The sequence below is a fragment of the Sphingomonas sp. JC676 genome (genome assembly GCF_014489075.1).
Lineage (GTDB): Bacteria > Pseudomonadota > Alphaproteobacteria > Sphingomonadales > Sphingomonadaceae > Sphingomonas.
Genome location: NZ_JACTGR010000004.1, coordinates 62,586 through 78,637, shown reverse-complemented (window position 1 = coordinate 78,637; position 16,052 = coordinate 62,586). Strand labels below are relative to the sequence as shown.

At 67.3% G+C, this 16,052-nt stretch carries 20 protein-coding genes; 8 read left to right on the top strand and 12 right to left on the bottom strand.

From position 1 onward, the window contains the following. Positions 1-32 precede the first annotated feature (32 nt). Entirely contained in the window at positions 33-1,328 is a 1,296-nt protein-coding gene (gene hslU, locus IAG41_RS13760) for an ATP-dependent protease ATPase subunit HslU (RefSeq protein ID WP_187729238.1), read from the top strand. A 40-nt stretch (positions 1,329-1,368) separates the two neighbouring features. On the opposite strand, the gene IAG41_RS13755 is transcribed toward hslU, so the two are convergent. The 8 genes from IAG41_RS13755 to IAG41_RS13720 form a co-directional block, all read right to left on the bottom strand. Continuing rightward, complete coding sequence (locus tag IAG41_RS13755; RefSeq protein WP_187729237.1) at positions 1,369-1,776, bottom strand: DUF6491 family protein; 408 nt, start codon at positions 1,774-1,776, stop codon at positions 1,369-1,371. Positions 1,777-1,786: 10 nt separating this feature from the next. After that, entirely contained in the window at positions 1,787-2,176 is a 390-nt protein-coding gene (locus IAG41_RS13750; protein WP_187729236.1) for a hypothetical protein, read from the bottom strand. Between the two features lie 38 nt (positions 2,177-2,214). Next, positions 2,215-2,949 (bottom strand): hydroxyacylglutathione hydrolase, encoded by a 735-nt coding sequence (gene gloB / locus IAG41_RS13745; RefSeq protein WP_187729235.1) that lies wholly within the window; start codon positions 2,947-2,949, stop codon positions 2,215-2,217. Beyond that, positions 2,942-3,988 (bottom strand): NAD(P)H-dependent flavin oxidoreductase, encoded by a 1,047-nt coding sequence (locus IAG41_RS13740; protein ID WP_222950708.1) that lies wholly within the window; start codon positions 3,986-3,988, stop codon positions 2,942-2,944. The genes gloB and IAG41_RS13740 overlap by 8 nt, the downstream gene beginning before the upstream one ends. Then, entirely contained in the window at positions 3,985-4,395 is a 411-nt protein-coding gene (locus tag IAG41_RS13735; RefSeq protein ID WP_187729234.1) for a VOC family protein, read from the bottom strand. The genes IAG41_RS13740 and IAG41_RS13735 overlap by 4 nt, the downstream gene beginning before the upstream one ends. A 68-nt stretch (positions 4,396-4,463) precedes the next feature. Beyond that, positions 4,464-5,249, bottom strand: a complete 786-nt coding sequence (locus tag IAG41_RS13730) for a tetratricopeptide repeat protein (RefSeq protein ID WP_187729233.1) — start codon at positions 5,247-5,249, stop codon at positions 4,464-4,466. Then, a complete protein-coding gene (locus IAG41_RS13725) occupies positions 5,228-5,968 on the bottom strand; it encodes an alpha/beta fold hydrolase (protein ID WP_410468090.1) in 741 nt (246 codons plus the stop codon). The genes IAG41_RS13730 and IAG41_RS13725 overlap by 22 nt, the downstream gene beginning before the upstream one ends. 46 nt (positions 5,969-6,014) lie before the next feature. Beyond that, on the bottom strand, positions 6,015-6,911 hold the full coding sequence (locus IAG41_RS13720; RefSeq protein ID WP_187729231.1) for a neutral zinc metallopeptidase: 897 nt from the start codon (positions 6,909-6,911) through the stop codon (positions 6,015-6,017). Positions 6,912-7,176: 265 nt separating this feature from the next. On the opposite strand from IAG41_RS13720, the gene IAG41_RS13715 reads away from it, so the two are divergent. The 6 genes from IAG41_RS13715 to IAG41_RS13690 all read left to right on the top strand — a co-directional run bounded on the left by IAG41_RS13715 (position 7,177) and on the right by IAG41_RS13690 (position 12,787). Then, complete coding sequence (locus IAG41_RS13715) at positions 7,177-8,319, top strand: patatin-like phospholipase family protein (RefSeq protein ID WP_187729230.1); 1,143 nt, start codon at positions 7,177-7,179, stop codon at positions 8,317-8,319. Between the two features lie 14 nt (positions 8,320-8,333). After that, positions 8,334-9,119 carry a 3-hydroxybutyrate dehydrogenase gene (locus tag IAG41_RS13710; protein ID WP_187729229.1) on the top strand — a complete coding sequence of 262 codons (786 nt, stop codon included), beginning with the start codon at positions 8,334-8,336 and terminating at the stop codon, positions 9,117-9,119. 28 nt (positions 9,120-9,147) lie between these two features. After that, positions 9,148-9,771 (top strand): DUF4893 domain-containing protein, encoded by a 624-nt coding sequence (locus IAG41_RS13705; protein WP_187729228.1) that lies wholly within the window; start codon positions 9,148-9,150, stop codon positions 9,769-9,771. A 14-nt stretch (positions 9,772-9,785) separates the two neighbouring features. Further along, positions 9,786-9,962, top strand: coding sequence for a hypothetical protein (locus tag IAG41_RS13700; protein ID WP_187729227.1), 177 nt, complete (start codon positions 9,786-9,788; stop codon positions 9,960-9,962). An 83-nt stretch (positions 9,963-10,045) separates the two neighbouring features. Beyond that, positions 10,046-11,353 (top strand): amidohydrolase, encoded by a 1,308-nt coding sequence (locus tag IAG41_RS13695; protein ID WP_187729226.1) that lies wholly within the window; start codon positions 10,046-10,048, stop codon positions 11,351-11,353. Positions 11,354-11,404: 51 nt separating this feature from the next. After that, positions 11,405-12,787, top strand: a complete 1,383-nt coding sequence (locus tag IAG41_RS13690) for an RNB domain-containing ribonuclease (RefSeq protein WP_187729225.1) — start codon at positions 11,405-11,407, stop codon at positions 12,785-12,787. On the opposite strand, the gene IAG41_RS13685 is transcribed toward IAG41_RS13690, so the two are convergent. From IAG41_RS13685 to IAG41_RS13675, 3 genes are all read right to left on the bottom strand, one after another. Next, the gene (locus IAG41_RS13685) at positions 12,784-13,734 is read right to left on the bottom strand and encodes a cation diffusion facilitator family transporter (protein ID WP_187729224.1); all 951 of its coding nucleotides are present in this window, start codon (positions 13,732-13,734) and stop codon (positions 12,784-12,786) included. The genes IAG41_RS13690 and IAG41_RS13685 overlap by 4 nt on opposite strands. A gap of 13 nt (positions 13,735-13,747) precedes the next feature. Beyond that, positions 13,748-14,095, bottom strand: a complete 348-nt coding sequence (locus tag IAG41_RS13680; RefSeq protein WP_187729223.1) for a hypothetical protein — start codon at positions 14,093-14,095, stop codon at positions 13,748-13,750. Between the two features lie 141 nt (positions 14,096-14,236). After that, complete coding sequence (locus IAG41_RS13675; RefSeq protein ID WP_187729222.1) at positions 14,237-15,004, bottom strand: Bax inhibitor-1 family protein; 768 nt, start codon at positions 15,002-15,004, stop codon at positions 14,237-14,239. Positions 15,005-15,121: 117 nt separating this feature from the next. Between IAG41_RS13675 and thpR the strand changes: the two genes are divergently transcribed. Beyond that, positions 15,122-15,658: an RNA 2',3'-cyclic phosphodiesterase gene (gene thpR, locus IAG41_RS13670; RefSeq protein ID WP_187729221.1), complete on the top strand. Its 537-nt coding sequence runs from the start codon at positions 15,122-15,124 to the stop codon at positions 15,656-15,658. Positions 15,659-15,664: 6 nt separating this feature from the next. Here the strand turns inward: thpR and IAG41_RS13665 are convergent, their stop codons facing one another. Beyond that, entirely contained in the window at positions 15,665-16,012 is a 348-nt protein-coding gene (locus IAG41_RS13665) for a VOC family protein (RefSeq protein WP_187729671.1), read from the bottom strand. Positions 16,013-16,052: the final 40 nt, after the last annotated feature.

The window sequence follows — 16,052 nt, the reverse complement described above, 5'->3', positions numbered from 1 at the left end:
CTCCCGCAAGCGGGAGGGGAACAGAGAAGAAAATGAACGACAAGCTTACCCCCAAGACCATCGTCGCAGCGCTTGACGCGCACATCATCGGCCAGAAGGACGCCAAGAAGGCGGTCGCGGTCGCGCTGCGCAATCGCTGGCGCCGCCAGCAGCTCTCGGCCGACCTGCGCGACGAGGTCACGCCGAAGAACATCCTGATGATCGGCCCCACTGGCTGCGGCAAGACCGAGATCAGTCGCCGCCTGGCAAAGCTCGCCGACGCGCCCTTCGTGAAGGTGGAGGCCACCAAGTTCACCGAGGTCGGCTATGTCGGCCGCGACGTCGAGCAGATCGCCCGCGACCTGGTCGAGGAAGCGATCCGGCTCGAGAAGGAACGCCGCCGCTCCGCGGTGAAGGACAAGGCCGAGGAAGCCGCCATGGGCCGCCTGCTCGACGCGCTGACCGGCAAGGATGCCAGCACCGCCACCCGCGAGGCGTTCAAGCAGCGCTTCCAGGACGGCGTGCTCGACAATACCGAGATCGAGATCGAGATCGAGCAGGCCCCGCAAATGCCGTTCGAGATCCCCGGCGGTGGGGCGCAGATGATCAACCTGTCCGAGATGATGGGCAAGGCGTTCGGCGGCGCGCCGCTCAAGCGCCGCAAGCTCAACGTGCGCCGTGCATGGGACAAGCTCGTCGAGGAAGAGGCCGACAAGCGCCTCGACCAGGACGAGGTCAGCCGCGTCGCGCTGGCGGATGCGGAAGCCAATGGCATCGTCTTCCTCGACGAGATCGACAAGATCGCCGTGTCGGACGTGCGCGGCGGCTCGGTGAGCCGCGAGGGCGTGCAGCGCGACCTGCTGCCGCTGATCGAGGGCACCACCGTCGCCACCAAATACGGGCCGATGAAGACCGATCACATCCTCTTCATCGCGAGCGGCGCGTTCCACGTCGCCAAGCCGTCGGACCTGCTCCCCGAGCTCCAGGGCCGCCTGCCGATCCGCGTCGAGCTGAAGGCGCTGACCGAGGAGGATTTCGTCGCGATCCTGTCCGACACCAAGGCGAGCCTGGTGGCGCAATATGCCGCTTTGCTCGGCACTGAGGGCGTGACGATCGACTTCACCGATGACGGCATTCGCGCAGTCGCCAAGATCGCGGCGGAAGTGAATGCCGAGATCGAGAATATCGGCGCCCGCCGCCTCCAGACGGTGATGGAGAAACTGCTCGAAGAAGTCAGCTTCGACGCCGAGGACCGTTCCGGCACCAGCCTGGTGATCGACGCGGCCTATGTCGACAGCCAGCTGGCGAGCATCGCCCGCAACACCGATCTCAGCCGCTACGTGCTGTAAAACAGTCCTCCCCGAGCAAGCTCGGGGAGGACTTATGGCGTCAGTTCTTCGGCTTGGAATAGGGTGTGAACTTGCCGAAGCGGCAATAGGCGCTGGGAATGCTGCTCCCTGGCTCGAGGATCCGGAACTGGTCGTTGCGGCAGATCTGCGATCCGTGCAGCTCGACGATCATCGTGTTGAACGGCTCCAGGCTCGGACATTCGGCCTCGAGGGTGTTGACCCACACCCGCTGGCCCTGGCGGTAGATCACCGTCTTGTGGTCGATGATCTGCGGCCCGTCATTGTTGGTGCTCGAATTGATGCAGTCCGTCGGCTTGCCGGCCGTGCGGTCGCCGATCGCCTTGGCCAGGTCGCGGTCCGCCTCGGCCTGGCGCGAGGCGCTCTGCTCGGCGCTCGCCGTGCATCCCGCGAACAGGAAAGCTCCGATCGTCAATAATGCCCAGCGCATCGCTCTCTCCTTACTTGGAATAGGGGGTGAACTTGCCCAGCGAGCAGCTGCCCGTGAACATGCCCCCGGTCGGCGCCCGTGTCTGGACGATGTCGCCGTCGCAAAGCTGGCCGCTGATGCTCCTGGTCACCACCACGTCGCCCCGCGCCAGCCCGTTGCAATGGCCGACCACGTCGTTGCGCCATGCACGGCTCTTGCCCGCGACATAGAGGATCACGCCGTCGGCGGTCAGAATCTGGTTCGCCTGATCACGGCGCAGGCAGCGTAGCGGTGCGCCAGGGGTCAGGCCCTTCAACTGCTTCTCGATCTTGGCCATGGCGGGATCGGGGCGATGCTGCGCGGCATCGGCTGCGGTCAGCCCGGCGAGAAGCAGGATCGCGGGCACGGCTAGGCGGATCATATTGCTCTCCTCATGCCCCGAAGACGATCATAGCGCCTTCAACCCGCAAATACATCCTTCGCAGCGCGGCGCTCGGCCAGAATTTCAACCGAGCCCGCGCGCATGAACGGATTGGTGGCCAGCTCCTCGCCAATCGTCGTCGGTACTGTCGCCTCGCCCGCCGCGCGCGCCGCGTCGACCTGCGTCATTCGCGCGGCGATCGCCGCATTGTCAGGTTCGGCGACCCGGGCATAGCGGCCGTTCGACTGGGTATATTCATGTGCGCAATAGACGCGCGTCTCGGGCGGCAGTTGGCCGAGCCGCTGCATGTTCCGGAACATCTGCGCCGCCGTCCCTTCGAACAGCCGTCCGCAGCCCATCGCAAACAGCGTGTCGCCGACAAAGACCACGCCGTCCTGCGCGAAGTGATAGGCGATGTGCCCCGCAGTATGCGCCGGCACTTCCATCACGCTGGCTATATGGCTGCCGAGCGCGACCGTATCACCCTCGCCCACCAGCCGATCCGCTGTCGGGATGCGCGCCGCCTCGCCTGCCGGGGCAATCACCTCGCATCCCGTCACCGCCTTGATCCCCGCATTGCCGCCGGTGTGATCGGGATGCCAGTGCGTGTTCCAGATCGCGGTGATCGGCCAGCCGCGCCGGTCGGCCTCGGCGAGGACCGGCTCGGCCTGGGCGGGATCGACCACCATCGTCTCGGCGCTTTCGGGGTCATGGACGAGCCAGATATAATTGTCGCTGAGCGCAGGGATGCGGACGATTTCGAGTTCAGCCATGCGATTCCTCCAGCGCGGCCTGCGCCAATTCGCGCGTCAGTTGCTCGGCGCCCATGCTGCGAACTCTCGCCGCGCCGGCGCCCGCCCACAAGGGCGAATAGTCGCCGCGCCCGTCCGCCTCGGCCGCCTTGTGCAGCGGCAGCAGCGCGTTGGAGGCATAGGGGAAGGCCGGCGCCACCTCACAGATCGGTCCGAGATCGCGCATCAGCCGGTTGCGGATGCCCCGTGCCTGGCGGCCGGAGAAGAGATTGGTGAACGCGGCATCAGCCGCCGCATCAGTGCCGAGCAGCGCGCGATACGGTGCGGAAATCAGGCTTTCGGGCGTCGCCAGATAGGCGGTGCCGACCTGTACCGCGCTCGCTCCCGCCGCCAGCGCGGCAGCGATGCTCGCGCCATCGACGATGCCGCCGGCGGCGATCACCGGCGTATCGATGGGTTCGGCCAGCAGGACGGCCAATGGCGTGGGCATATGGCGATCGAGGAACCAGCCCGCATGGCCGCCCGCCTCGCTGCCCTGCACGATGATCGCGTCGCAGCCCCGCTCGGCCAGCCAATGCAATTCGGCGACGCTGGTCGCATTGCCGAAGACCCGCGTCCCGCTGGCGCGGACCCGTTCGAGCAGCGCCGCCTCGGGCAAGCCGAAATGAAAACTGACGATCTCCGGCCGGACCGCCTCGACCACCGCGCATGCCGCCGCGTCGAAGGGTCGCCGCAGGGGTGGCGCCTCGCCCGGCGAGACGCCTTCTTCGGCATAATAAGGCGCGAGCAGTTCCCGCCATGCCGACTCGTCCGGCACCGGCTCGGGCAGGGTGTGGCAGAAGAAATTGAGGTTGAGCGGCCCTTCGGCCTGCGCCCGCACCTCGGCCACCTGCGCGGCGATCTGTTCCGGCGCGAGCATCGCGCTGGGCAGTGATCCGATCGCCCCGCCCCGCATCGCCGCCACCGCCAGCGCGACGCCGCCCGCCCCCGCCATCGGCGCCTGGACGATCGGTGCGCGCGCGCCGGTCAGCTCCAGGAAACGGGCGGCGCGCGGGTTCACCAGCTGCCAGTATTGGGCATCGAGGCCCAGGGCTCGGCGAGTTCGAGACGGCCGTCCTGCAGCAGCTCGATCGAGATGTCGTCAGGGGTGCGGACGAACGCCATATGGCCGTCGCGCGGCGGGCGGTTGATCGTCACGCCCGCGTCCATCAGCCGCTTGCAGGTCTCGTAGATATTCTCGACGCGATAGGCGAGATGCCCGAAATTGCGCCCGCCGCTATAGTCCTCGGGATCCCAGTTATGGGTGAGCTCCACCTCGGCCTCGTCGCCGGGCGCGGCGAGATAGATCAGCGTGAAGCGGCCCTTCTCGCTCTCGATCCGCCGGGTTTCCTTCAGGCCGAGCAGCTCGAAGAAACGCATCGTCGCGTCGGGATCGGTGACGCGAATCATGGTGTGAAGATAGCGCATGCGGGGGCTCCGGGAACGGTTCGCTGCCCAGATAGTCCCGCAGCCGCGCCGCGGCCAGATGCTGGCAGCTATTTCTCGGTCGCGCCGAACTGGGCGAGCGCCTTGCGCGCCGTCTCGGCCACCGGGCCGCCCGGATCGAGTTCGACCGCGCGCGCCCAGGAGGTGCGCGCATCCGCCTCGTCGCCCGCCGCCGCGGCGATATTGCCCGCTTCGAGATGGACCGAGGCGTCATCGGCCGCGAGACGCAGCGCTTCGGCAATGTCCTTGCTCGCGCGCTTCAGGTCGTTGGTCCGCCGCGCCAGCGTAGCGGAAAGCAGCCAGCCGAGCGGATCCTTGGGCGCGTCGAGCAGCGCCGAATCGAGATCGCTCCGCGCGCTGTCCAGGTCGCCCGCAGCGACCAGCGCACGGGCCCTATCGAGATGCGCCTCGCCCACCGCCAGCCCTTCCAGCGTTCCCGCCGAAAGCGCCGCGTCGAGCGCCGAGCGCGCCTTGGCCGGATCTCCCGCCGCCAGCCAGGCATTGCCCGATTGCTGCCAGTAATTGGCTGCTCGATTGTCCTTCGCCAGCTCGGCGTCGTGCGCCGCTTCCGCGAACGCGCCCGCCGCCGAGGCCCAGCGCTGCTGATTGGCATAAGCGACGCCCAGGCACTGCCGCGCGAGCATGCCGCCACCTTCCAGCCGCCACTTCATCGCCGCCGCCTGCCCCGCCGAGGGATCGCCGGTGGCAAGGTCCATGCATTCGGAGAAGCGCGGCGGCTCCGGGGTCGGCTTTGGCGCGGCGGCGACGGGTGCTTTGGCCGGCGCCGCGACCGGACCCGCGGCGTCCTGGAGGCTCAGGAGGAGGAAGAGGAGCATAGGGCAAGCACATCCTGAACGGCGCGAAGGATCAGCGCGATGTCGTCCTCGCGCGAAAGCCGGTGGTCCCCGTCCTTGACCAGCCAAGTCTGCACCGCGTCTGAACGGAACAGCGCCGCGAGCGCGGTCGCGCGCTCCCATGGCACTTCGGGGTCCTGCTGGCCCTGGAGAAGCCGCACCGGCCCATGGAAATCGATCGGGCGGTCCATCACCCGGTTGCTCTCGCCGGCTTCCCAAAAGGCGTGGGTGGTGATCGTCGGCTGGTCCGAATAGTCGGAGGGCTGCTCGATCCGACTATATTCGACGAGCTGCAGCTTCTCCTCGTGGCTGAAACCCCAATCGGTGAAGTCGGGCGCCGCCGCGATGCCCACCAGCCCCAGCACCTGCTCCGGTCGCGCCCTGGCCACGAGCAGCATGATCCATCCGCCCATCGACGATCCGACCAGCACCACCGGCCCGGGCACCACCTCGTCGAGGATCCGCAGCGCGTCGTCGCGCCAGCCGGCCAGCGTCTGCTCCTCGAAGGTGCCTTCGCTCGCGCCGCATCCGGCATAGTCGAAGCGCAGAAAGGCCCGCTTGTTCGCCTTCGCCCATTCCTCCAGCGCCAGCGCCTTGGTGCCGTTCATGTCGGAGGCATAGCCGCACAGAAAGACGATCGTCGGCCCCTTGCCGAGCGTATGACGATAGGCGAGCTTGGGGCGTTCCTCGGTCATGCGCATCGTTTAGGCGCGCGGCGGGACCGAGGGAAGCACAAGCAATCCCGCTCTATCGCGCCGTGTCGAAGGTGTTGCACTTGGACGGATCGCCGGTCTCCAGCCCGGTCCGCAGCCACTGCATGCGCTGCGCCGAGGTGCCGTGGGTGAAGCTGTCGGGCACCACCGTCCCTTGCGCCTGCTTCTGCAACGTGTCGTCGCCGATCGCGTTCGCCGCGGTCATGCCCTCCTCGATATCGCCCGGCTCCAGCCGGTCCTTGTTGCGCGCCGCCCAAACGCCGGCGAAGCAATCGGCCTGGAGCTCGAGCTGGACCGACAGGCGGTTGCCCTCGGTCTGCGAAGCCCGTGCCTGCGCCCGCGAAACCTCGTCCGACGTGCCGAGCAGATCCTGGATATGGTGCCCCATCTCGTGCGCGATCACATAGTCGCGGGCGAAATCGCCCTTGGCACCGAAGCGCTTCTCCAGCTCGTCGAAAAAGGCGGTGTCGATATACACGCCGTCGTCGCTCGGGCAGTAGAACGGACCGACCGCGGAGGTCGCGGCGCCGCAACCCGTCTGCGCGCCGCCCTGGAAGAAGTTGATCGTCGCTGGCTGGTAGCGCTGGCCCGATTCCTGGAAGATCTTCGCCCAGGTATCGTCGGTGCTCCGCATCACCCGGCACGCCTCGAGGCGGCGCTCGTTAACGCGGCACACGTCGGCGCCCGATTTGCCTGCGGTCGGCGACTGGCCGGTGCTGGAGCCGCCCGTCGTCCCCAGCATCCCGCCACCGCCCGACATCGCCAGATAGACCAGCCCCACGATCACCAGCAGCGCGATCGAGCCGCAGCCCATCCGTCCGCGGCCGAGGAACATCGGCAGCAGTCCCAGCAGCGGAAATCCGCCGCCTCCACCACCGCCCGATCCGAGATCGCGCGCATTGTCGGTGGGATCGATATCGTCGAGCCGCATCGGGCACCCCTTTGTTCGTTCCCCGCAACAATGCGCGAAACACGGCTGCGTTGCATCTCAAAATCCTCCCCGAGCTTGTCTCGGGGAGGGGGACCGCTGCCAAAGGCGGCGGTGGAGGGGCCGGCGCCGCGCACCGGTTCCACCGCCACGCCCCTCCACCCCGCCCTTCGGGCGCGGTCCCCCTCCCCAAGCAAGCTAGGGGAGGAATTTATCACCCTCTCAACTCGCCATTGCCCCGTTCGCTGCGATGCGTCAGAGGACGCGCATGGCCGATGCCGAGTCTCGCCCACGCCACCATCTCCCCTCCGGGCTGCCCCTGCCGGATATGGTCGCGCTGGTGCTTCAGGGCGGCGGCGCGCTGGGCAGCTTCCAGGCCGGGGTGATCGAGGAGATCGCTGCGAACCATATCGAAGTCGATTGGGTCGCCGGCATCTCGATCGGCGCGGTCAACGCCGCGCTGTTCGCCGGCAACCCGCCCGAGAAGCGGCTCGACGCGCTCCGCGCCTTCTGGGATGGCGCCACCGCCGCCCTGCCGGATTTCTCGCTCCCGCTGAGCGACAGCGGACGGGAATTCGCACATGAATGGTCGGCTGGCGCGGTGATGCTCGGCGGTGTGCCGGGGTTCTTCACGCCACGCCTGATCCCGCCCACCTTCGCCGTGCCGGGTTCGCCGGGGGCGCTCAGCTTCTACGATTCCTCGCCGCTCCGCGAGACGCTCGACAGGCTGGTCGACTGGGACCTGCTCAACAACGGACCCGTCCGCCTGTCGGTCGGCGCGGTCGAGCTGTGCAGCGGCAATTTCCGTTACTTCGACACGCGCGACGAGAAGCTCGACGCGCGCCACATCATGGCCTCGGGCGCGCTCCCGCCCGGCCTTCCGCCGATCGAGATCGACGGCCTCTATTATTGGGACGGCGGCCTGATCTCGAACACGCCGCTGACCCATATACTCGACCGGCAGGATGCCGAGACTTTGATCTTCCAGGTCGACCTCTTCCCCGCCGCCGCCGAGCTGCCTCGCAACATCACCGACGTGCTGGCGCGCGAGAAGGAGATCCGCTTCTCCAGCCGCACCCGCGCGGTCTCCGACGAGCGATTGAGGCTCCGCCAGGAGCGCCAGATGGTGTGCAAGCTGCTCAACCGGCTCCCGGCGGACCTCGCGAACGATCCCGAAGTGCTGAAGCTCAAGGCGCGCGTGACCGAATATCCGGTCAGCCTGGTCCAGCTTATCTACCGCGCCAATGCGTGGGAGGGCGGCAGCCGCGACTTCGAATTCTCGGCGCGCTCGATGCACGAGCATTGGCAGGCGGGCCGCACCGCGGTCGCCGAAACGATGGCCAACGCCCAGCTTGTCGCGCAGAACATCCTCGACGGTAACACCGCCGCCTTCGATCTCACCCAGCGCTAGTTCAGGAGTATTGCATGTTCCTCAAGGGCAAGTCCGCGATCGTCACCGGTTCCACCTCGGGTATCGGCCTCGCTTATGCCAAGGCGCTCGCGGGCGAAGGCGCGTCGGTGATGATCAACGGCTTCGGCGACGCGGCCGCGATCGAGAAAGAGCGCGCTGCGCTCGAGGCGACCGCGGGTGCCAAGGCGCTCTACGACGCCGCCGACATGACCAAGCCCGATCAGATCGCGGCGATGGTCGCCCGCGCCCAGGCCGAGCTTGGCGGCGCCGACATCGTCATCTCGAACGCCGGTATCCAGCACGTCTCGCCGATCGAGGATTTCCCGATCGAGAAATGGGATGCGATCATCGCGATCAATTTGAGCTCGACCTTCCACCTGATGCGCGCAGCGATTCCCGCGATGAAGGCCAAGAAATGGGGCCGCATCATCAGCACCGCTTCGGCACACAGCTTGGTCGCCAGCCCCAACAAATCGGCCTATGTCGCCGCCAAGCACGGCATCGCCGGCCTGACCAAGACCGCCGCGCTCGAAGTCGCGACCTTCGGCATCACGGTGAACTGCATCTCGCCGGGCTATGTCTGGACGCCGCTGGTAGAGAACCAGATCCCGGACACGATGAAGGCCCGCAACATGACGCGCGAGCAGGTGCTCAACGACGTGCTGCTCGATGCCCAGCCGACCAAGCAGTTCGTCCAGCCGGAACAAGTTGCCGCGCTCGCGCTCTTTCTCTGCCGTGACGAAGCAGCGGCGATCACCGGTTCGAACTATTCGATCGACGGCGGCTGGACCGCCGAATGAGCCGCGCAGCACAGGGAAGCACGACCGAATGAAGCAGATCGCCGCCGCAGCCGCACTTGCCGTCACGCTGGGAGGCTGCAGCGTCTATCGAGACGCGACGTCGGCGCGGATCGATACCACCGCGAACTGGCGCACGGTGGCGACCGACCGCGGTCGCGACAGCCTGCGCAACTGGCGCCAGGCCTGGGATGACGCATTGCCCGGCGCGCGCGCCGCCAATGCCACCGCGATCGACGCCGATCCGCTCCTGTTTGATCCCGATCGCGCGCTCCCTGATCCGCTGCTGCCCGCCGGCAAATACCGCTGCCGCACCTACAAAATGGGCAAGGGCGGCACCGCCGTATCGGGCTTCATTCCCTATCCCTGGCAGGAATGCACCATCACCGACGAAGGCGAGGCGCGCGGACTGAGCAAGCTTACCGGATCGCAGCGCCCGGCTGGCCTGATCTTCCCCGACACCGCCGCGCGCGCGATCTTCCTGGGCACGCTGATCCTCGGCGACGAATCCGCGCCGCTGCGCTACGGGCTCGACCCCGATCGCGACATGATCGGCTATGTCGAGCATATCGAGCCCCGGCGCTGGCGCCTGGTGATGCCCTATCCCCGCTTCGAATCGACGCTGGACGTGATCGAGCTCGTACCCGCGTCCTGACCCGGGCAGAGCGGATGCGCACAAGGCTGAGCATTTGTGCCAGGAAGGCGCGCTTCCCGTCGGAGCAGGACGCGCTCCTCGCCGCCCAGCGCTCGGGTCTCGTGCTCAGGCCCTATCGCTGCGACCGCTGCCGGCAATTCCATCTGACCAGCCGGACCAAGGGCAAGCGCACGCCTCGATTTCTGGATTGAACGCGAAGGCGGGAGCCGCGCTCGAGGTTTGACAGGCCCCGTTCCCCACGCGACACTCAGCGCTCCATGATGGGGAAAATCCAATGCTTCGGACCGTGCTGGTCGCAACCGCGATGACGCTTGCCGTGCCCGCTTCCGCCGATCCGGTGCACGAGGCGACGCTGAAGGCGCTGCCCCAGCTCATGGATTTCTATCGCGACTTCCATTCGAACCCCGAACTCAGCCTGCACGAGGTGCGCAGCGCCGGCATCCTGGCGGCAGAGGCACGCAAGGCGGGCTTCGAGGTGACCGAGAAGGTCGGCGGCACCGGCGTCGTCGCGGTGATGAAGAACGGCGCCGGCCCCGTCGTGCTGATCCGCGCCGATATGGACGCGCTGCCGGTGATCGAGGCGACAGGCCTGCCCTTCGCCTCCAAGGTGCGCGCCACCACTGACGACGGCATCGAGAGCGGCGTGATGCACGCTTGTGGTCACGACACCCACATGGCGAGCTGGATCGGCACGCTGCGCAACCTCGCGGCGATGAAGTCGCAGTGGCACGGCACGGTCGTGATGATCGCCCAGCCTGCCGAGGAGCGCGGCATGGGCGCGCGGATGATGCTCGAGGACGGGCTGTTCACCCGCTTCCCCAAGCCGCAATACGCGCTCGCCTTCCACGACAGCGCCAGCCAGCCTGCCGGCCAGATCGGCGTCACCGCGGGCTATGCCTTGGCGAACGTCGATTCGGTCAATCTGGTCGTGAAGGGGATCGGCGGCCACGGCGCCTATCCGCAGACGACCAAGGATCCGATCGTCCTCGCCGCGCGCATCGTCACCACGCTTCAGACTTTAGTCAGCCGCGAGGTCGATCCGCAGCAGCCCGCCGTCGTCACCGTCGGCAGCATCCAGGGCGGCTCGAAGCACAACATCATCGGCAGCGAAGTGACGATGCTGCTGACCGTGCGCAGCTTCACGCCGGAGGTCCGCAAGCAGCTGCTCGACGGCATCGCCCGCATCGCCAAGGGCGAGGCGATTGCCGCCGGCGTGCCCGAGGACCGGATGCCGGTGGTGACCATCCAGAACGAGTTCACCCCGGCGACCTACAACACTCAGCCGCTCTCCGGTCGCCTGCTCTCGCTGTTCACCGGCCGCTTCGGCCGCGAACGGGTGATCGAGACGCCATCGGTGATGGGGGGCGAGGATTTCAGCCGCTACTGGCTCGCCGACAAGTCGATCCAGAGCACGATCTTCTGGGTCGGCGGCGTGCCCCAGGACAAATGGGACGCGGCCAAGGCCGGCAAGGCCAGCCTCCCTTCACTCCACAGCGCCTATTGGGCGCCCGACGCCGAAGCCGTGATCGGCACCGCGACCGAGGCGATGACCGCGGCAGCGCTGGATATTCTGAAGAAATAGCCGGACCGACGCGCTTCCCGCCGCCGCTCTCTCCGTGTATCGCTGGGGGCAATGAAGGCGCTCGCCGATCCCGACAATGCCCTCAGCCGCGGCCTCGCCGCGATCCGGGTGAAGTTCCAGGTGCCGGAAAGCTTCCCCCAGGAAGTCCTCGCCGCCGCTGATCAGGCCGCCCAGCGCGCACCCACCGATCACGCCGATCGCACGGCGCTCCCCTTCGTCACGCTCGATCCAGCCGCCTCGACCGATCTCGACCAGGCTTTCGCTATCGAGCGCGCAGGGAATGACATCCTGCTCCACTATGCGATCGCCGATGTCGCCTGGTTCGTCGACGATGGCGGCATCATCGATGCCGAGGCGTGGCGGCGCGGCACCACGCTCTATCTGCCCGATGGCAAGGCCGGCCTTTATCCCCCCGCGCTGAGCGAAGGTGCGGCGAGCCTGCTCCCCGCCGGCCCGCGCCCGGCAGTGGTGTTCACCGTCCGCGTCGCGCCCGATGGCGGCGTGCGGCTCGACGGCGCCGAGCGCGCGATAATCCAGAGCCGCGCCAAGCTCGCTTATGACAGCGTCCGCGATCAGGATCTTCCGCCCGACTTCGCCGAACTCTCCGCGCGCATCCATGCCGCCGAAGCCCGGCGCGGCGCAGTGCGCGTCGATCCGCCCGAGCAGCAGGTCGAGGCGGTGGAAGGCGACGGCTATGCGCTCACCTTCCGCCCGCTCCTTGCCTCGGAAGAGAGCAACGCCGCGCTGTCGCTCGCCTGCAACCTCGCGATCGCCGATGCCCTGTTCGCGCACCAGACCGGCCTGTTCCGCGTCATGGCGGAGCCCAATGCCGGGGCGATCGCCCGCCTCCGGCTCACCGCCCACGCCTTCCGCCTCGACTGGCCGCGCGCGATGAGCCTCAAGGACTATGAGCGCACGCTCGATCCTGCCGATCCGACCCAGGCCGCCTTCATGCTCGCTATCCGCCGCGCCGGGCAGGGCGCGTCCTACACGCCCTACGCAGCGGGCGTGACGCCGTGGCACTCGGCCATGGCCGCGACCTATGCCCATGCCACGGCGCCGCTGCGCCGCCTGGCGGACCGCTACGTCGTGCGCGCCACGCTCGCCATCGCCAACGGCCAGCCGGTGCCGCAGGTCGTGGCCGAAGCCTTTCCGCGCCTCCCCAAGGTCATGGCGCGTGCCGATGCGCTCTCGGGACAGATCGATCGCGCGGTGATCGACTTGGCCGAGGCCGTGATGCTGCAGGGCCGCGCGGGCGAGGATTTCGCCGCGATCGTCACTGATGTCACCGATCGCGACACGCGCTTCCAGCTGCGCGACCTGCCCATCGTCGCGCGCACCCGGATGACGGGCGCTGCCCCGGGCGACGCCGTCCAGCTCCGCCTGACATCGGCCGATACCGAGGCCGGCACGATCGCCTTCGAACCCGCCTAGCCCATCGCCACCGCGTCAACGGCGTCCTCACGCTTCTCGGGCCGGATATAGATCGAGCTCAACTGCGGCAGCTTCGCCTTCAGCCGGTGCTCGATCCGCTCGATCAGGCTCTCGGCCTCACCCATCGGCAGCGTGTCTGAGAAATCGGCGCTGATCGCCACGAACACCCGGTCGGGCGCGGTGTGGACCGTGCGGACATGGTTGACCGCGGTGATGCACGGCTCGGCCTCGAGCATCGCGCGGACTTCGCGGATCAGCTCGGGATTGGCGCGCTCGCCGATCAGCAGCCCCTTGGCCTCGCGCGCCAGCAGCCACGCGACGCCCGCCAGTATCACGCCGATCGCGATCGATGCCCAGCCGTCGATCCGGGGATCGCCCCACGCATGGCTCGCCCACACGCCCACGGCGGCCACGCTCAGTCCGGCCAGCGCCGCCGAATCCTCGAACAGCACGACGAACGTTGCTGGATCCTTCGAGTTGCGCACCGCCTGCCACCAGGACGCATCGCCTTTTGACGCGGCGAACTCGCGCATCGCGATTCCCCACGACGTGCCCTCCAGCGCGAAGGCGATGGCGAGCACGATATAGTTGATGAGCGGGCTGTGGAGCGGTTCGGGCTCGGCGATGTGCCGCCAGCCCTCATAGACGGACACGCCCGCGCCCAGCCCGAAGATCAGGATCGCGACGACGAACGCCCAGAAATAGAGCTCGCGGCCATAGCCGAACGGATGCTCGGCATCCGGCGGCCGCTTGGCGCGGTACTGGCCGTAGAGCAGCAGGCCCTGGTTGCCGGTATCCACCATCGAATGAACGCCCTCGGTAAGCATCGAGGACGAACCGGTGATCGCCGCCGCGATGAACTTCGCGACGGCGATTCCGAGATTGGCCAGCAAGGCCGCATAGATGACGATGTTCGCGCGCCACCCCGATGCGGGACAGGCGGCCACTAAGTGTCAGCCCTCAACCGAGGCCGATCTTGGACAGGATCTTGCCCAATATCCCCTTGTTGCCGGCAGGGCCCGCGGCGAGCTTCTCCTCGGCCTTGGCGTCATAGCCCGAGCTTTCCGGCGGCTCATGAAAATGCACCGGCTGGGTCGATGCGGGCGGGTCCGATGCATCCATCGATTCATCGAGCGCGCGATCGAGCCGCGCCTCCTTGCTCTCCGGATTGCGCTCGAGCCGTTCGAGGATCGATTTGTCGGCACCGGCGTCCTTCGGTGCGACGGGCGGCTTGCTGTCACTGCTTTCGGGTCCGGGTGCCACGGCCATTGCGTCGGGCGCCGGATCGATCGGGTTGGCGTCCATCATGAGTCACTCTCCTGAGCGTTGCCATGCTGTAACGACCGTCCCCTGAGTCGCGTTCCCATTCGGAAACAGTGCGGACGCAAAAGAAAAACGGCCCGGCGATTGTGACCGCCGAGCCGTTGATTTTATTGTCTTTTATCGAACCTAGTTGCGCTGGCTGCCGAACAGGCGAAGCAGGAACAGGAACATATTGATGAAGTCGAGATAGAGGTTCAGCGCCCCCATGATCGCGACCTTGCCCTGCTCCGGCGTGCCGGCGACATAGGCGTAGATGCTCTTGATCTTCTGCGTGTCATAGGCGGTGAGGCCGGCGAAGATCAGCACGCCGATCGCGCTGATCACCAGGCTCATCGTGCCCGACTGCAGGAAGAAGTTGACCACCATCGCGACGAGCAGGCCGACCAGGCCGATCATCAGGAACGTGCCCAAGCCCGAGAGGTTCTTCTTCGTGGTGTAGCCCCACAGGCTCAGCGCGCCGAAACCGGCGGCGGTGCCGAAGAACACCTGCGCGATCGAGGTGTCGGTATAAGCAATGAAGATCGTCGATAGCGACGCGCCGAGCAGGCCCGCATAAGCGAAGAACAGCGTCTTCAGCGTCGATTCCGACATGCGGCTCTGGCCGAAGCTCATCGCGAAGACGATCGCCAGCGGCGAGAGCATCGCGATCCAGCCCAGCGCAGTGAGGCCGATGCCAGGGCCGCGCGAAGTCATCTGCTCGACGAACAGCAACCGCTGCAGGGCGTCGACCTTGCCGAACAGCAGGGCGACTACGCCCGTCAGCAGCACGCCGGAGAGCATGTAGTTGTAGACCGACAGCATATAGGACCTGAGACCCGCATCGTACGAAGCGGCTTGCGCGCCCGCTGTCGCATAGGGCGCGGCGCTCGTCCGGGGATCCGACCAGTTTGCCATTTAAAACTCCTTTGCCCGGCACAGCCGCCGGATAGGCGGAATATCGCCCTCGCCCGGCATGTTTTCAAGTAAAACCGGTTCCCGCTCTAGAGCGCGCGTGGTTAAGGAGATGCCGTCATGCACCGCCTGTTCGTCGGTATCCGGCCCCCGCCCGCCATTCGCGCGCAATTGCTTGCACTTATGGGCGGCGTGCCCGGTGCGCGATGGCAGGAGGACGCCCAGCTCCACTGCACCCTGCGCTTCATTGGCGAGGTCGATCGGCACGCGGCGGAGGACATCGCGATCGCGCTCGGCACCGTGCGCTTTCCCGCCTTCGAAGTCGCGCTCGACGGGGTCGGCCAGTTCGACAGCCGCGGCCGCCCCAACGCGGTCTGGGCAGGGCTGCGCCCACACGACGCGCTCAGCCAGCTCCACTACAAGGTCGACCAGGCGATCGTCCGCGCCGGCCAGGAGCCCGAGCGCCGCGCCTATCTGCCGCATATCACGCTCGCGCGGCTGAACCGGAGCGCCGGACCCACCGATCGCTTCCTCGAGGCGCATGTCGGCCTCGCGAGCACGCCCTTCGCGATCGAGCATTTTCTGCTATTCGAAAGCACACTGGGTGGCGAGGGCGCGATCTACGAGGCGATCGAACGCTACCCGCTGGGCGGCTGATCCGCCCTAGTCGAGAATGCGCCCGATCCGGACCAGCGTCCCGCTTGGATCGCTGACCGCGAACTCATAGGTTCCCCAGGGCTTGCGGCAGGGATCCTCCTTCAGGATGATCAGGTCGCGCATCCTGTCGGCGACGGCATCGACATCCTCGACATAGAGATAGAGCCCGACCGGATTGTCCTCGATGCGTCGGGGCCAGCCGTCCACTTTGTTGAGGTGCAGGTGCCAGCCGCGGCCATCGGCGAGGATGCGGTAATTGCCGTAGTCGCTCACGCACTCGAATCCGAGCCGCCGGTAAAAGGCTTCGCTGGCGTCGAGATCGCTGCTCGGCAGGATCGTCGTTGCTCGATGCATGTCCGTCACGGGCGCTCCTGATGCTCGGGTATCGGCGCAG

What these genes read in the sequence shown, in the direction of transcription:
- IAG41_RS13735 (WP_187729234.1), bottom strand. Translation starts at nt 4,395, where the DNA reads ATGCGCTATCTTCACACCATGATTCGCGTCACCGATCCCGACGCGACG.
- gloB (WP_187729235.1), bottom strand. Translation starts at nt 2,949, where the DNA reads ATGGCTGAACTCGAAATCGTCCGCATCCCTGCGCTCAGCGACAATTAT.
- IAG41_RS13755 (WP_187729237.1), bottom strand. Translation starts at nt 1,776, where the DNA reads ATGCGCTGGGCATTATTGACGATCGGAGCTTTCCTGTTCGCGGGATGC.
- IAG41_RS13750 (WP_187729236.1), bottom strand. Translation starts at nt 2,176, where the DNA reads ATGATCCGCCTAGCCGTGCCCGCGATCCTGCTTCTCGCCGGGCTGACC.
- IAG41_RS13680 (WP_187729223.1), bottom strand. Translation starts at nt 14,095, where the DNA reads ATGATGGACGCCAACCCGATCGATCCGGCGCCCGACGCAATGGCCGTG.
- IAG41_RS13710 (WP_187729229.1), top strand. Translation starts at nt 8,334, where the DNA reads ATGTTCCTCAAGGGCAAGTCCGCGATCGTCACCGGTTCCACCTCGGGT.
- hslU (WP_187729238.1), top strand. Translation starts at nt 33, where the DNA reads ATGAACGACAAGCTTACCCCCAAGACCATCGTCGCAGCGCTTGACGCG.
- IAG41_RS13715 (WP_187729230.1), top strand. Translation starts at nt 7,177, where the DNA reads ATGGCCGATGCCGAGTCTCGCCCACGCCACCATCTCCCCTCCGGGCTG.
- IAG41_RS13705 (WP_187729228.1), top strand. Translation starts at nt 9,148, where the DNA reads ATGAAGCAGATCGCCGCCGCAGCCGCACTTGCCGTCACGCTGGGAGGC.
- IAG41_RS13725 (WP_410468090.1), bottom strand. Translation starts at nt 5,968, where the DNA reads ATGCGCATGACCGAGGAACGCCCCAAGCTCGCCTATCGTCATACGCTC.
- IAG41_RS13690 (WP_187729225.1), top strand. Translation starts at nt 11,405, where the DNA reads ATGAAGGCGCTCGCCGATCCCGACAATGCCCTCAGCCGCGGCCTCGCC.
- IAG41_RS13720 (WP_187729231.1), bottom strand. Translation starts at nt 6,911, where the DNA reads ATGCGGCTCGACGATATCGATCCCACCGACAATGCGCGCGATCTCGGA.
- IAG41_RS13665 (WP_187729671.1), bottom strand. Translation starts at nt 16,012, where the DNA reads ATGCATCGAGCAACGACGATCCTGCCGAGCAGCGATCTCGACGCCAGC.
- IAG41_RS13695 (WP_187729226.1), top strand. Translation starts at nt 10,046, where the DNA reads ATGCTTCGGACCGTGCTGGTCGCAACCGCGATGACGCTTGCCGTGCCC.
- IAG41_RS13675 (WP_187729222.1), bottom strand. Translation starts at nt 15,004, where the DNA reads ATGGCAAACTGGTCGGATCCCCGGACGAGCGCCGCGCCCTATGCGACA.
- IAG41_RS13730 (WP_187729233.1), bottom strand. Translation starts at nt 5,249, where the DNA reads ATGCTCCTCTTCCTCCTCCTGAGCCTCCAGGACGCCGCGGGTCCGGTC.
- thpR (WP_187729221.1), top strand. Translation starts at nt 15,122, where the DNA reads ATGCACCGCCTGTTCGTCGGTATCCGGCCCCCGCCCGCCATTCGCGCG.
- IAG41_RS13700 (WP_187729227.1), top strand. Translation starts at nt 9,786, where the DNA reads ATGCGCACAAGGCTGAGCATTTGTGCCAGGAAGGCGCGCTTCCCGTCG.